Here is a 12,758-nt window from a genome sequence, read left to right on the forward strand (position 1 = left end):
CAATAAGAGAAACAACACTTTATTTTTGCTTTAACTTCTGCCTCATTATTGCTTGGTAACCTGGAAGCCGTGAATCTTCGCTAACATCAAACTCCTTGTTAAGGTTAAGTAGCCTAGTTATTGAAACTTGGTGGCCAGACATCGCAAGAACAAATAGTCTTTTACTCAAAGGAGGCATGCCGTACTTGTTATTCTGTTTTTTTTGAGTTAGGTACATTTGATTGACATCTTTAATTGCAAGTTCACTTATCTTATGTGGGTGAAATATTACCCTCTTCTCACTAATGAATAGATTACCTTGCCTTGCATAAATCCTTTGTTGTAAAACAGGTCTAATTTTATCTGACCATCTTTTGTTTGACACCTCAAAGCTATCTATTCGGATGTGCCAATTAATAACAAGTTGTTTTTTGGAATAGGTTAACGAATAACCCGCAAAGCCATTCTCGCGAGGCACCATAGCTCCTGTTGTGCAATAGATTATCCTCTCAAAATCATTATATAAAGATTGCTCCTTTAATAGTTCAACCCAAGAACTGTATCGCTTTGAAGTTCCGTTAGCTAAAGTTCTGATTGCTCCTTTGTTACAGACAATTACGCTATCTCCAACAGCTCCTAAGCTCCAATCGCCCTCTTTCAAATTTTTGCTTAACTTACAATCGCAAGGATCATCGCGTTTCACATTAAGTTTGTCTAGTTGAGCATATGAATCAGTTATGCAATGAAACAAACACAGAACTATTACTAAAATCTTATAGTACTTCTGGAACATCTTATGGTATATTATGTGAATAAGCAAAGTTAATAATTAGAACCTTATTACTAAAGGTATTAAAATCAATGACTTTTAATCGAAAGCAACTAGTAGATTTAGCTGCGCTGAGCCCTTCTGGGTTCTCCTCGTGCCTCGTTCGAAATGATTTTACGAATAGTAATATTGCAAGTCCGTCAGCTCCATCATCTCGCCGATAGGGCCTGTACCGATTTATCGGTAAGAGATCTATAAGAGGGTTTCTTCGAACTTATATTAGTTAGGTAATTCGGTTTTAGCTTTTGCAAAATCAAGCTTTTTAAGTTTGTTTAATTTCTTGTCGCATTGCTCTTTATTGTCAGTAAAAGAGACTAGACCTTTATCGAAATGCCATGATCCTAAATAATTCAATGAATTTTCGGATACATGAAATGTAAATTGTGTCAACTCATTCACTTTAATTTGGCCAGTTTTAATCTTGTCCTCTAGGTTATCAGTTGCATCAACTCCTTTAAAAATTGGTTCCGTATGTATTGCACCGCCATAAACTTTACTTTGTGTCCACCAATAATTTACTATTGCATATCTTCCTGGTTTAATAAAATAGATAAACTGGTTTTCTTTTGCCGACTTAAAAGCGGGCTTAACTCTAAAGGCAAATATTTCTTTCGTATCGATATTTATGATCCTGATGTCTTGAGGAAAGCCACCACTACTGAAACCTAATCTTTGTATAAAATTCCCATATATTATTGCCTTTCCACTGGATAGCGTGTCGGTATCACTCACATCATTAAGTGAGGATAAATTTTGTGCACTAGCAGAAATATTCAGTAAAACGGTAAATAAAAAGATCAGTTTCTTCATTGTTTTAGGCGCTTATCAATAGCTTATTCAAATTCCAAATATATGGGATATGCGGTGTTAAACTATTGTCAGCCTATTAAGAAAACGTTAAATTAAGGGCGACAATCAATTTTTAAGGAGCTGCTGATTTGTCTTAGTGGGGATATTATCTCAGAGGAAGGGTAGTGGATGAGTGGGTAGAGCGAGGAAGAAATGAGCGTCATATCGACGACAGGAGATATCTATACGAAAGCAACTAGTAGATTTAGCTGCGCTGAGCCCTTCGGGGTTCTCCTCGTGCCTGGTTCGAAATGACGATTTTGCAAGAGATTCCTCGCAGGCTCGGAATGACAATCGCCGTGATAGATTTCATTTCCTCATCAACTCCTTCAACAACTTATGCTGCTCTTGCAATTGCCCAATCAATTCTATCATGCTATTCACCTCGTAATCCTCAACATTTAAATACCTAAAGCTCCCCGTGGCAGAGTAGTCGAGCCGGGTTCTCATGTTCAATGGGATTTGATAGCTTTTTAAGGAAAGTGCACAGCAGTAATAATAGAATGAGTTTTCTAGTTCTTCTACATATCTTTCATAAGCAAAAGCGATTTTAACGTAACTTGTTTTACGACCAAAATAAAACAAAGAGGGCGAGTAGCGATTGCTTTCTACCGTGTCATCCCACTCCACTAACTCCACATCATTTAATCCATTTCTTAATTCGTAAACTCTAAAATAAGTGCTTAACAAAGAGAACAAGCTATGGGCATGCCTTACCAAAGGGTCATCGATATCCTTAAAAAAATCGTAATCTGTTATTTGATGGTCTTCAGCATCCTTAAATTCATTTGCTAATGATTTTAAGCTTTTCTTAAAGGTGAGATAAAAGCAGAAATAATAGGCTTGGGTATAAGACATGATCATAAACAAGCCTAAGCCCTTTAGGCAATGTTTTAAATCGAAATGGTCGCTTGGTTTGGTCGCTTTCATTTAGGAATCTAAGTGATAAAAACGAGTGTTCCAAATAATTACCTAAAGTTTAAGTTGATGGTTAAAACAATTAATAATAGATTAAATTTCTTAGCTAAGAAAATATTTTGTGCAGGTAGGCAAGGAGTTTTTGAACATCATCTCGCCGATAGGAGAGGTCTACGAAGATATTTTAACTTGCAGATTTCTCCTCGCTGCGCTGCGGTCGAAATGACGGTATTATCAAATGGTTCACATTATCCCTAATGCCAGTCCTCGAAGATAGGGGAGATCAGTGAAGATGTTTTAACTTGCAGATTTCTAAATGATACCCTGAACTATCTACTACAATTTCAGCAACAAAATATCAATCTGTTTGTTTAAAGGGGTAAATAACTATGCTATGGAAAATGAAAATGACTTTAAGCCAAAGTTTACTGGGGCAGAAGAAAACGATCAACAATTTAGAATAGAGATAGCTGATGGCCATTTTGGTAGGTTTTTTTACATTAAACCCTTAGGGCATGAACGTTATGAAATATTGGATGAGGAAGATACCATTGGTACGGTGCAATTAGATGAGAAAGACCACGCCCATTGCGAAAGCCAGGGTTGTGAGTTAGACTTGCCGATATTGCAAGCGATAAGGGATCAGATTAAGTTTCATCAAGAGTTAAGAAACTCATAAATTAATACCATCAAATGGATCCATTTAATATTGTAATTAGAAGAGCCGGTAAACAAATAGGACTCAACATACATCCTAAAGATGATGTTGGATACATGGTTTTGTTTGAGGGGTCTTTAGTGGGAGAAGTTTTCTTGGATGATACAGGTAAGGTTTGGGGTGCCTTAACGGCAAGGGAGCTTTTAGCAGGCACTTATCCTAATTACCCTTGTGATGAATCTGTAGATTGTGAAGGCTTATTGCAAGAGCAAGAAATGATTACCATGATTGGTCATGCCATAGCTACCACCATGGGCATGAGTGCAGCCAATTAAGCCTTGGTGGCTATAAAGCCTTAATTTCTTAAGATATAAGTCCACACGTTATACCATTTACTTAAAGGCTTTTTATCTGGCCCTAAATAGTAAGCCGGATGGTCTTTAGTGTTCTTTTTGTTTACTACAAAACCATGCAGTTGTGAAGTGGGTGTTCTGGCAAAACGCTTGTCAGAAACCAAAAGATATACGGCTGCCGTATCTGAAGCAGGTAGGGTTACATTTTCGAGATGAGGTGTAGTTATAATTGTTTCAGTAGGGGTATCTCTATCTTGTGCCTTGGTATTTAAGGCTGCTAAGGTAATGAAGCTAATGCTCAGTGTTTTTAATAAAATTGACATTGGGGATGAATTGCTGTTTTTGATTTGGCTTATAACAGCAAATGGATGGCATTGTTTGAAGATTTTATTGGGTTGCTACAACCTCCAGTTATATTACAACTGTTAATCTTTTTAATTGAGATAAGTTTGTGAATTTTTGACAGTTGGACTGAAATATTTGCAGTAGACAGTGCAATTTTTTCAGTGAAAATCGGTTGAAAAGCCTTTGGCATCTCACTTGTGAATGTTTATTCGAACTAGAAGTTCAAAACGTTTAATTAGTTATTTGTTTAATCATTAAAATTAAAAAATTAAGGAGGACAACCCATGACATTGGTTAAATTTAATCCAGAAGCAAGAAAGATGTTAGTGCCAGGTCTTACTGACGTATTCGATTCCATCTTTAACGACACTTTTTTTACAGATCGAGTAACAACAAGAGTTCCAGCAGCTAACATTAGCGAAACACAAGATGCCTTTCACGTAGATTTGGCTGCTCCGGGTTTAAAAAAAGAAGACTTTAAAATTAACCTTGAGCGTAATGTACTCACAGTAAGTGTAACACAGGTTGCCGAAGGCGAGCAGGAGCAAAGGAATTATGCAAAACGTGAATTTTATTACGGTTCTTTTTTACGCACATTTACACTGCCAGAAAGTGCCAATATAAATGAAATTCAGGCCACCTATACCGATGGTGTTTTGCAGCTCCATATTCCAAAACAGGAAGAGGCTAAAACATTGAGCCGACAAATTGAAATTAAGTAATTGCTAAACATTCAAAAAAGAGCTGCCCAAAAGGTAGCTCTTTTTTTATGAATTGAAAGGGTTCTCATTAGGGAAGCTGACCAGGACGATTTATTAAATAGATTGATGATCTTATGCCCAATTTAAATCGGTTTTTACAAGCCCAACAGACAACCTTCCATACTGCTTTGTTAGCAATAGAGCGTGGTAAAAAGCAAACGCATTGGAGTGGTATGTTTTTCCACAATTGTTAGGTTTGGGCCATAGTGAAACTGCCAAGTTTTATGGTATCAGTGATCTTGCGGAGGCTAGCCAATATCTAGCACATCCGGTGTTAGGTAATAGGTTAATAGGAATAAGCAAGGTATTAATTGAACTCAATCAAAATGATCCCTTAAAAATATTTGGTTATCCAGATCACCTTAAGCTCCAATCATCAATGACGTTATTTGCGCAAGTGCCAATGGCAAACCTTGTTGTTGAAGCTGTGCTTAAACAATATTTTAATGGACAATTAGGTCAAGTTACGCTAGCTCTATTGGATAAGTAAACGATAAAAGCTAAAACTAAGGGCTCATTAAAAGATTCAGTAAAACTATTTTGCCTCAATATTGTTGCCTAATAAAATTGAAACATTATGGGATTTATTAAATCGGCACTGATAGGTGCAGCAGTTTATGCAGCAGTGCAATACATTACAAAAAAGGATGTGTTAACAGGTAGGTCTATCTTAGATGATATTTTGGAACGAGCACCAGAATACATTGAAAAGGCAAAAATTTATGCCAAAGAGGTAGAGATTAAAGTGGAAGCGCCAATGCCCCAAGAGCCCATTATACCGGCCTCTTATTAATTAGTTTTTTAAGCTAGGGGCAATGATGTTTTGTATGATTTGACGCAGCCAGGTATTGGTATTGCGATTGTCGGTTATGGTTTGTTCTAACAAAGCTGCTTCGGTTTCCATTTGCAAGGCTGCCGCTAGTGGATGTAGAAACTCATAATAGCCTAATTTAAGGTTTTGAATTTGTAACGCAAAGCTAATAAGGATTAAGTCTTGCTCGGCACTTTTAATACTAGCTTTTATAGGCAATAAGGGGATGTTAACTTGGTTTAATGTCCCTTTTGGTTTTTTCTCGTTGAGCGAATTGGTGATTAGTTTTAGCCTATTGATGTGTTTTACCTGATCTGCTACTTCTGGGTTAAGTGCCTTAACTAACTCGGCCGTATGTGCAGCCTTTTCCAATTTAGGGTAAAGTTTTAACAATTGTTTTTCAAACTCCATCAGCTCCAATAAGCATTTTGCAAAATGTTTTAGTAAGATCTCTTGCGGGCTTAGTGGTGCTTTAGGCATACTTATTCACTTTTTCGATTAAATAATCAATATCAAAAGGTTTATTGATAAAGGCCTCGGCAGGGCAAAGGTGTTTCACTAAAGAAAAATCTCTATGTGCCGACATCATGATGATAGGGATGTGCTGGGTAGCGGCATTTTCTTTAACTTGATTACAAACTTGAACACCATCTCCATCTGGCAACATGACATCCATCATGATGAGGTCAGGTTGCTCTTGTTCAAGGTGCTGCTTAAAACTATTTACAGTGCCATAAGTTTTAACCTCGTATTGCTCTTCTTCTAACAAGATGGTTAATAATTCCCTTAAGGATTCATCGTCTTCCAATACTAATACACATTTTTTCATAGCTAATTATCTTCATGACTAAATACCTAACCCTTTAGGAGATTCTTTGTTTTGGGATATTCCTAATAGGATTACTTTTATAAAAAAGGGACGCCTAAGCATCCCTTTTCTCTCTATTGATAAGGCGGCTTTGTCCTATCGGTTTCCTCGTGTTCTTCATCATCGTTAATCGCCTTGTGTTCGTTATGATGCGTATTAACCCCCGTTTGTTCATCGGCGGCGTGTAGATCGTTTTGATAAGAATTTTCTACCATCTGATGAATGGTGTTTTTTTCTTCCTCACGCCCTGCCATCGATGCGGTTCCGTCAATTTCCTGACTGGTTAAGCTTTCACTTGACCTTCTGCCTTGGTAAAATTTATCCTTATCAAAATGGTGATGGGTATAAAACTGGTTCTGGTCAAACTCACTTATGCTCTCTTCTATGCGTAGGGCTGCTGGACTACCTATGATAGACCTGATGTTCACCTCGGTTGCTGGACCGATTTCATCTTTTTCATAAGCTGGTAAAGCGTTAAATTGCTCCATGTGCACATTGGGTAAAGTCACCTCATCTGCACTAACATGGAGGTTGGCAATGCCGATGGGGATCATTACTTTTTTATCTTCCAGATTCATTCCGTTGTGGGTTAAATCAATAATCAAATAACGAACGGCATTGGTTTGTGGATCGAAAAGTAAGTCCTTTATTTTACCCAGGTAAGCATTGGCTTCGCTTTTAACTTCCCATCCAATAATGTTGGGTTCGCCATCTACAATTTGGTAATCGCTTCCGTTTAGTTCCTGCAGGTATCTGTAGGTATGTTGTTCTTGTTCCATGTTGTAATTTTTAGGTTGATGTATGGTCTTTAATTATTGTTTCGGGAAAACCACGATAGATACATTTCTATTTTGTTGCCTGCCTGTTTTGGTTTGGTTGGTGGCAACAGGTGTGGTTTCTCCTAATGACTGTACGGTTATGTTTTCGATAGGTACACTGCCAGATGTGCTTAACCAAGTTTTTACGGCTTCTGCACGTTGTTTGCCGAGCTCTTTATTTTCGGCAGCTGGCCCGGTGGCATCGGTACTGCCATACACGCCAATGGTTGCGCCTTCAAATCTTTTAGCTAAAACTGCATTGATCATTTCTAGTTTCTGTATGCCGGTTGCAGATACATCATTACCATCGGTAGGGAAAAGGATGTTTTCACCTAAAGTATAAATGGTATAGGTTCCGTTGCTTCGAGTGGCAATGTCTGTATCAGTAATGTCTGCATCTGTAGTAGTGGCAGCGTTAAAGTCGACATTGTTCCAATCGGGTACAGTTTTGGCCAATGGCGTTTTTGAGGTATCCATTCCCGTTGAATCAGGATTTCCGTCTTTGTTTTCTGTGTTACAGTTTTTAAACAACAATGCCGCCAAGGCAATTAAAACGATTACTAACAATAGCCAAACCCACCAAGGGCGAGCTGGTTTTCTTTCTACTTCTAAATGTGCCATGTTTTGTTTTTAGGTAAATGTTGCCAATTGGCAATCGAACTCACAACACGGCTATGGTAAAAATGTTTTAGCTAAAACCATGGGGAATTATTTTATTGAATTTGTATTTAATCTTAAACAAACACAACAATACCTTGTTATAAGCGCAAATTTTTTAGCAGATGCTTAACCAACAATTGATCAGTTTTAACAAGGGACGTTTACCAGAAATGATCCAATTAAAGTATGAGGTCATGACCGAAAATGCCTTTAGGTTTTTTAGGGGTACTTGCCACCTGTTTTATGAGAGGCTGGCTGCCCTTAAAAACTTCCCTGCATCTCCTTTAGCATGGATTTGTGGCGATTTACACTTGGAAAATTTTGGGAGTTTTAAAGGCAGTAACCATTTGGTTTATTTTGATTTAAATGATTTTGATGAAGGTATTTTAGCCCCTGCCTTATGGGAGGTGATTCGTTTGGTAACCAGTATTTTTGTGGCTTTTGGCGCTTTGGAGATTGGTGAAGAACAAGCTACCAACTTGGCCTTGCTTTACGTAAACAGTTATGCAGGCACCTTATGCAAGGGAAAAGCGATAGGCATTGAACCCCGAACCGCCAAAGGCATTGTAAAAAAGTTTTTAAAGCATGCACAAACGAGAAACTATAACGAGCTTTTAGAAAAGCGGACAAAAATAAAGGGTAAAAAAATCATCTTGTCACTAACCCATGAACGTCATTTCAAGTTAGACAAAACCTTAAAAAAGGAATTGATGGATCACATTGATACTTGGATTGCCACTAGCAATGAGAGCCCTTATAATTACAAGGTTAAAGACGTGGTTTTTCGTTTTGCGGGAACCGGAAGTGTGGGCGTAAAACGATACTTGTTTTTGTTGAAAAGCACCAATGCCAAAAACGATTTCCTTTTGTTGGACATGAAACAAAGTTTTGAGAGTTCGTTAATGCCATGTGTAAATGAGTTGCAGCCTAAATGGAAAGATGCGGCTGATCGGATTTTAGCGATACAAGAGCGCATGCAAAACGTGACGGCTTCTTTATTGGGCAGAACTAATTTTAACGGAGATTGTTATGTGTTGCAAGAACTACAACCCATGGAAGATACCTTCGATTTTAAGATGGTGAATGGTAATTATAGAAACATGTTGCAGGCCATTGATGACATGGCCATACTTACTGCTTCTTCTCAATTGCGCAGTGGTGGTATGGATGGCTCGGCCACCATTGATGCACTAAAGGCGTTTGGTGCTAAAGTACATGAGTGGCGTGATGAAGTAATTGCCATTGCTAAAAACGCTGCCTTACAAAATGAACAAGATTATAACGCTTTTATAAAGGATTATAAAAATGGAGTTTTCGCTAATCAGAAATAAAATGAAAAAAAAGCAGGAGAGTAAGTTTGAAACCATAGCCAATGCCATTACCAGTTGGACGGGCAGTAGTTATGCTTTTGGGATGGCTGTTGGTGTAATTTTAATTTGGGGAATTTCGGGACCTATATTTAAGTTTTCTGATACCTGGCAATTGGTTATTAATACAGGTACCACCATCATTACTTTTCTAATGGTGTTTTTAATACAAAAAGCACAGAATAAAGATGGTAAGGCATACAGTTAAAACTGAATGAATTAATTGCAGCCAGTAGGCATGCCAGCAACAGGATGGTAGATATTGAAGACTTAACAGAGGAAGAGTTGGATGTGCTGCATCAATATTATGAAGCATTGGCAGACAAGGCAGAAGAGGAAGATGATATCCATTGTTCGCATTCGATTGATGCTGCAGAAAGGCAAAGTCACCTAAAAAGTGCATTGGAGAAAAAGAACACAAAAAGGAATACTAAAGCCAAAAACTAAATGGATACAAAAACCATCATCGGCATTGCGGCAGGAGTTTTAACAGCCGTATCAACCTTACCGCAAATTGTAAAAATAATAAAAGAGAAAAAGGCTCAGGCCATATCGCCCATTATGTTTTTTGTGTTGCTGGCGGGTAATGCGTTATGGGTTTGGTATGGGCTGTTTTTAAAAGAGTGGCCAATTATCATTACCAATGCATTTTCTGTTTTATGTGATATCTTGATGATTGTGCTGAATTATAAATATGCAAAGAAATAAATTTTAAATTATGGAAAATCAACTGATACCAAAACAAGAAATTGGAAGTGAGATGGACGCAGTTTCATCAATTTCATTTGAAACTTTAGAAGAGGCCATCACATTTTATATCCTTGCCAAACAGAGATTGGCAGCTGTAAGTAACTGGGCTAAAGTATGCGGCACTGATGCCACTACTTTCGAGTTGTTAAATGCTTTAGGTTCGGCACCAGCCGAATTAGGGGAAGGCAATTTAATTAAGATTGATATCCCTGGGCCAGGTACAGGAGTGGGCAGTGGTTATGATTGGGTTAAAATTGAAAAGATAGAATCGGGGGAGACCTTGAATGAGCAATACTTTGGCTTTAGGGTAAGGCCATGTGCTAATCCCGAAAAACCAACAGCCGGCACTGCTCACTTTTTTAAAGACACAGCTACATCTACATTTTTGATTCGACTTTCCCAAAACACGGTTTACGCAGAAATGCATGGGCGAAACGAAGTGCCAAATACTGAAGATGCCAGTTTTTTTGATGGCTTAAGGAATATGACGGTAGGTTATACTGCCAAAATTGGATTGTCTTATCCGCAATGGAAATTATTGGTAGATGGTTTGGTTAAACAGGAAGAGCTAGCAGGTAGCACCAGTTAGAAATTTAGTATGGGCGTTGATTTTCAAAACTATTATTCGGGCACAAGTGGGCTGCTGTTACCAGTTCCTAACAAGCTTTATTATCCTGAAGAATTTCAGGATAAGAGCAGGCTTTGTTACTACGCCTCTTTAATGGATAGCATTGAAATTAATAGTTCGTTTTATAAAATCCCACAAGCGGCTACCCTAAAAAAATGGGCAGCAGATGTGCCTGATGAATTCCTTTTTACCTTTAAGCTTTTCAAGGAGATTACCCATCACCAAGATTTGGCATTTGATAGGACATTGATAGAAAAATTCATGCAGGTGATCTCCCATGTGGGCGATAAAAAAGGATGTTTATTGGTGCAATTTCCACCTAGCATTCGCATTAATCATTTAATGCAAATAGGCAGGTTAATTAGCGTATTGCGGGATAATAACCCATTGATGGAATGGAAAATTGCCTTGGAGTTTCGTCACCCTTCCTTGTATGTAGATGAAGTTTATGAGTTATTGGAAAACCAACAAATGGGAATGGTATTGCATGATAAATCGCCTGCCAATGCTCCGATCATGGAAACACATCCAGATTTTGTGTATTTACGCTTTCACGGGCCAGGTGGTAATTACCGAGGCAGTTATGCTGATGATGTGCTATATGAATATGCCAGTTATGTAAGCGATTGGCTTAATGAGGGGAAAAAGGTATTTGTTTATTTTAACAACACCATGGGAAATGCACATGGCAACCTAAATAGGTTAAGGCAAATTGTTAGAGATACTTATTTGTAAACATTTTCGCACTTCTTGTGTTTAAGCTCACACCATTATAACATAAGGATGAGACCAAATAATAACGAACCACAAATTAACATTGAGAAACCCTACGAGCTTTGGGATTGGGCAGCAGAATTACACGTGAGTGCAGAGAGATTGAAAAAAGCAGTCTTAACTGTTGGCAAGTCTGTTAGGGCTGTAAAGTTGTTTTTAAAAAAATAAAGATGGAAACGAGCCAAAATCATTCAGCTGCCGAAGATCCTAATCAGGATTTGCAGCGTACGCTTAGTTTTGCTGGCGCAGATGGAAATCAAAAGCATGAGATAGAAAGTGATGCAGCTACCTTGGAGCCTTTTGATGATAAGGCAGAACATCGGCTGATTAATACTGATGATGCAGCTGACATGTTCTACTGGGCAAGCGAATTTCAAATTAGTGTAGCAGATTTAAAAGCTGCCATTGTTTTAAATGGTAATTCGGTACGTGAAGTTAAGAAGTACTTAAGTATCTAAATTATGGCAGAGTTACCTGACTTAACCGTATTTGCCGGCATCTTGAACCGCAGGTTTAAAGGAAAAACTTTAAAAGAACTGGATGTGGTGGTTGCCAATAAAATCAATGCGAGCGAAAAGGAACTTAAAAAAGCCTTGGAAGGGAAAAAACTTTTGTCGGTATCTAGAGAAGGAAAAACATTGCAAATGCACTTTTCTGATGATCAGGTGCTGGGACTTCACTTAATGTTACGAGGAGAACTGGTGCTGCTAGATCAAGAAAATACAAATCCAAAATATCAAATCTTAGGCTTTCATTTTACGGGAGGTGAAGGTTTTGCATTGGTCGACTTGCAAAAACAAGCTACACCAACTTTAAATCCGGCCATTTCAAAAGTGCCAGATGCACTAGTTATGGATTTAGATTATTTCTCATCGCTTTTAGCTAAAAAAAGAACAACCATTAAAACATTGTTGATGGACCAGCATTGGATACGGGGCATTGGCAACTCTTATGGTGATGAAATTTTATGGGATGCTAGCATTTCTCCTTTTTCAATTGCTAATGCGATACCCGAAGCTGCGGTTAAAACCTTGTATAAAAGCTTAACAGTTGTTCTTAAAAAAGCGATTAAGGCAATAGAAAAGGAAAATGGGGATGAATTGAAGGGAGAGCTAAGGGATTTTATGCAGGTGCATGGTGCGGGGCTAAAGAAGAGTCCGACAGGGGCAGCCATCAAATCTGAAACGATTGGCGGTAGAAAAAGTTATTATACTGAAGAACAACACTTATATATTTAAAATATGCAATCATTTGAAATAAAATTTTTAGGTTTTGTCCTTCTCATGTAGTTGGGAAACCGGCGAATGCTCAGCGAAGCTAACTAATCCTAAAACGTTATAAAGGAATAAAATAGCCCAGTCAAGCTGAGCATGACGATCTTTCAGAATAT

At 38.0% G+C, this 12,758-nt stretch carries 19 protein-coding genes and 2 pseudogenes; 13 read left to right on the plus strand and 8 right to left on the minus strand.

The genetic code is table 11. The features are described from left to right. Window positions 1-19: 19 nt before the first annotated feature. From EZ428_RS20210 to EZ428_RS20220, 3 genes are all read right to left on the minus strand, one after another. Window positions 20-682, minus strand: a complete 663-nt coding sequence (locus EZ428_RS20210; RefSeq protein WP_131555020.1) for a hypothetical protein — start codon at window positions 680-682, stop codon at window positions 20-22. Between the two features lie 345 nt (window positions 683-1,027). Continuing rightward, complete coding sequence (locus EZ428_RS20215; protein ID WP_131555021.1) at window positions 1,028-1,618, minus strand: hypothetical protein; 591 nt, start codon at window positions 1,616-1,618, stop codon at window positions 1,028-1,030. A gap of 348 nt (window positions 1,619-1,966) precedes the next feature. Next, window positions 1,967-2,587, minus strand: coding sequence for a hypothetical protein (locus EZ428_RS20220; RefSeq protein ID WP_131555022.1), 621 nt, complete (start codon window positions 2,585-2,587; stop codon window positions 1,967-1,969). Between the two features lie 382 nt (window positions 2,588-2,969). Here EZ428_RS20220 and EZ428_RS20225 point away from each other — a divergent pair, with 382 nt between their 5' ends. Next, the gene (locus EZ428_RS20225) at window positions 2,970-3,254 is read left to right on the plus strand and encodes a hypothetical protein (protein ID WP_131555023.1); all 285 of its coding nucleotides are present in this window, start codon (window positions 2,970-2,972) and stop codon (window positions 3,252-3,254) included. Between the two features lie 14 nt (window positions 3,255-3,268). Continuing rightward, window positions 3,269-3,568 carry a hypothetical protein gene (locus EZ428_RS20230; protein ID WP_131555024.1) on the plus strand — a complete coding sequence of 100 codons (300 nt, stop codon included), beginning with the start codon at window positions 3,269-3,271 and terminating at the stop codon, window positions 3,566-3,568. 20 nt (window positions 3,569-3,588) lie between these two features. Here the strand turns inward: EZ428_RS20230 and EZ428_RS20235 are convergent, their stop codons facing one another. Beyond that, window positions 3,589-3,909, minus strand: coding sequence for a hypothetical protein (locus EZ428_RS20235; protein WP_131555025.1), 321 nt, complete (start codon window positions 3,907-3,909; stop codon window positions 3,589-3,591). A 306-nt stretch (window positions 3,910-4,215) separates the two neighbouring features. Between EZ428_RS20235 and EZ428_RS20240 the strand changes: the two genes are divergently transcribed. From EZ428_RS20240 to EZ428_RS20250, 3 genes and pseudogenes are all read left to right on the plus strand, one after another. Continuing rightward, window positions 4,216-4,653 carry an Hsp20/alpha crystallin family protein gene (locus EZ428_RS20240; RefSeq protein WP_131555026.1) on the plus strand — a complete coding sequence of 146 codons (438 nt, stop codon included), beginning with the start codon at window positions 4,216-4,218 and terminating at the stop codon, window positions 4,651-4,653. 113 nt (window positions 4,654-4,766) lie between these two features. Continuing rightward, window positions 4,767-5,182, plus strand: a pseudogene (locus tag EZ428_RS20245) (DUF1810 domain-containing protein). An 87-nt stretch (window positions 5,183-5,269) separates the two neighbouring features. Further along, a complete protein-coding gene (locus tag EZ428_RS20250) occupies window positions 5,270-5,485 on the plus strand; it encodes a YtxH domain-containing protein (protein WP_131555027.1) in 216 nt (71 codons plus the stop codon). Here EZ428_RS20250 and EZ428_RS20255 read toward each other — a convergent pair whose 3' ends face one another. The 4 genes from EZ428_RS20255 to EZ428_RS20270 form a co-directional block, all read right to left on the minus strand. Next, window positions 5,486-5,983, minus strand: coding sequence for a DUF892 family protein (locus tag EZ428_RS20255; protein WP_131555028.1), 498 nt, complete (start codon window positions 5,981-5,983; stop codon window positions 5,486-5,488). Next, window positions 5,976-6,332 (minus strand): response regulator, encoded by a 357-nt coding sequence (locus EZ428_RS20260; RefSeq protein ID WP_131555029.1) that lies wholly within the window; start codon window positions 6,330-6,332, stop codon window positions 5,976-5,978. Before EZ428_RS20260 ends, EZ428_RS20255 begins: the two co-directional genes overlap by 8 nt. Window positions 6,333-6,445: 113 nt before the next feature. Continuing rightward, on the minus strand, window positions 6,446-7,150 hold the full coding sequence (locus tag EZ428_RS20265) for a PRC-barrel domain-containing protein (RefSeq protein WP_131555030.1): 705 nt from the start codon (window positions 7,148-7,150) through the stop codon (window positions 6,446-6,448). Between the two features lie 33 nt (window positions 7,151-7,183). After that, a complete protein-coding gene (locus tag EZ428_RS20270; RefSeq protein ID WP_131555031.1) occupies window positions 7,184-7,810 on the minus strand; it encodes an OmpA family protein in 627 nt (208 codons plus the stop codon). 161 nt (window positions 7,811-7,971) lie between these two features. On the opposite strand from EZ428_RS20270, the gene EZ428_RS20275 reads away from it, so the two are divergent. The 8 genes and pseudogenes from EZ428_RS20275 (at window position 7,972) to EZ428_RS20310 (ending at window position 12,606) form a co-directional block, all read left to right on the plus strand. After that, window positions 7,972-9,180 (plus strand): DUF2252 domain-containing protein, encoded by a 1,209-nt coding sequence (locus EZ428_RS20275; RefSeq protein ID WP_131555032.1) that lies wholly within the window; start codon window positions 7,972-7,974, stop codon window positions 9,178-9,180. 82 nt (window positions 9,181-9,262) lie between these two features. Next, a pseudogene (locus EZ428_RS20280) lies at window positions 9,263-9,663 on the plus strand (low affinity iron permease family protein). After that, window positions 9,664-9,924, plus strand: a complete 261-nt coding sequence (locus tag EZ428_RS20285) for a SemiSWEET family sugar transporter (protein ID WP_131555033.1) — start codon at window positions 9,664-9,666, stop codon at window positions 9,922-9,924. Window positions 9,925-9,934: 10 nt separating this feature from the next. Beyond that, window positions 9,935-10,555 (plus strand): hypothetical protein, encoded by a 621-nt coding sequence (locus EZ428_RS20290; RefSeq protein ID WP_131555034.1) that lies wholly within the window; start codon window positions 9,935-9,937, stop codon window positions 10,553-10,555. Between the two features lie 9 nt (window positions 10,556-10,564). Further along, a complete protein-coding gene (locus EZ428_RS20295) occupies window positions 10,565-11,329 on the plus strand; it encodes a DUF72 domain-containing protein (RefSeq protein WP_131555035.1) in 765 nt (254 codons plus the stop codon). Window positions 11,330-11,377: 48 nt separating this feature from the next. After that, window positions 11,378-11,536, plus strand: a complete 159-nt coding sequence (locus EZ428_RS20300; RefSeq protein WP_131555036.1) for a DUF3606 domain-containing protein — start codon at window positions 11,378-11,380, stop codon at window positions 11,534-11,536. 2 nt (window positions 11,537-11,538) lie between these two features. Beyond that, entirely contained in the window at window positions 11,539-11,826 is a 288-nt protein-coding gene (locus EZ428_RS20305; RefSeq protein WP_131555037.1) for a DUF3606 domain-containing protein, read from the plus strand. A gap of 3 nt (window positions 11,827-11,829) precedes the next feature. Then, on the plus strand, window positions 11,830-12,606 hold the full coding sequence (locus EZ428_RS20310) for a DNA-formamidopyrimidine glycosylase family protein (protein ID WP_131555038.1): 777 nt from the start codon (window positions 11,830-11,832) through the stop codon (window positions 12,604-12,606). Window positions 12,607-12,758: the final 152 nt, after the last annotated feature.

It is taken from the genome of Pedobacter frigiditerrae (assembly GCF_004331645.1).
Taxonomy (GTDB): domain Bacteria; phylum Bacteroidota; class Bacteroidia; order Sphingobacteriales; family Sphingobacteriaceae; genus Pedobacter; species Pedobacter frigiditerrae.

What these genes read in the sequence shown, in the direction of transcription:
- EZ428_RS20240 (WP_131555026.1), top strand. Translation starts at nt 4,216, where the DNA reads ATGACATTGGTTAAATTTAATCCAGAAGCAAGAAAGATGTTAGTGCCA.
- EZ428_RS20250 (WP_131555027.1), top strand. Translation starts at nt 5,270, where the DNA reads ATGGGATTTATTAAATCGGCACTGATAGGTGCAGCAGTTTATGCAGCA.
- EZ428_RS20255 (WP_131555028.1), bottom strand. Translation starts at nt 5,983, where the DNA reads ATGCCTAAAGCACCACTAAGCCCGCAAGAGATCTTACTAAAACATTTT.
- EZ428_RS20305 (WP_131555037.1), top strand. Translation starts at nt 11,539, where the DNA reads ATGGAAACGAGCCAAAATCATTCAGCTGCCGAAGATCCTAATCAGGAT.
- EZ428_RS20300 (WP_131555036.1), top strand. Translation starts at nt 11,378, where the DNA reads ATGAGACCAAATAATAACGAACCACAAATTAACATTGAGAAACCCTAC.
- EZ428_RS20270 (WP_131555031.1), bottom strand. Translation starts at nt 7,810, where the DNA reads ATGGCACATTTAGAAGTAGAAAGAAAACCAGCTCGCCCTTGGTGGGTT.
- EZ428_RS20215 (WP_131555021.1), bottom strand. Translation starts at nt 1,618, where the DNA reads ATGAAGAAACTGATCTTTTTATTTACCGTTTTACTGAATATTTCTGCT.
- EZ428_RS20260 (WP_131555029.1), bottom strand. Translation starts at nt 6,332, where the DNA reads ATGAAAAAATGTGTATTAGTATTGGAAGACGATGAATCCTTAAGGGAA.
- EZ428_RS20225 (WP_131555023.1), top strand. Translation starts at nt 2,970, where the DNA reads ATGGAAAATGAAAATGACTTTAAGCCAAAGTTTACTGGGGCAGAAGAA.
- EZ428_RS20235 (WP_131555025.1), bottom strand. Translation starts at nt 3,909, where the DNA reads ATGTCAATTTTATTAAAAACACTGAGCATTAGCTTCATTACCTTAGCA.
- EZ428_RS20290 (WP_131555034.1), top strand. Translation starts at nt 9,935, where the DNA reads ATGGAAAATCAACTGATACCAAAACAAGAAATTGGAAGTGAGATGGAC.
- EZ428_RS20220 (WP_131555022.1), bottom strand. Translation starts at nt 2,587, where the DNA reads ATGAAAGCGACCAAACCAAGCGACCATTTCGATTTAAAACATTGCCTA.
- EZ428_RS20230 (WP_131555024.1), top strand. Translation starts at nt 3,269, where the DNA reads ATGGATCCATTTAATATTGTAATTAGAAGAGCCGGTAAACAAATAGGA.
- EZ428_RS20310 (WP_131555038.1), top strand. Translation starts at nt 11,830, where the DNA reads ATGGCAGAGTTACCTGACTTAACCGTATTTGCCGGCATCTTGAACCGC.
- EZ428_RS20275 (WP_131555032.1), top strand. Translation starts at nt 7,972, where the DNA reads ATGCTTAACCAACAATTGATCAGTTTTAACAAGGGACGTTTACCAGAA.
- EZ428_RS20295 (WP_131555035.1), top strand. Translation starts at nt 10,565, where the DNA reads ATGGGCGTTGATTTTCAAAACTATTATTCGGGCACAAGTGGGCTGCTG.
- EZ428_RS20265 (WP_131555030.1), bottom strand. Translation starts at nt 7,150, where the DNA reads ATGGAACAAGAACAACATACCTACAGATACCTGCAGGAACTAAACGGA.
- EZ428_RS20285 (WP_131555033.1), top strand. Translation starts at nt 9,664, where the DNA reads ATGGATACAAAAACCATCATCGGCATTGCGGCAGGAGTTTTAACAGCC.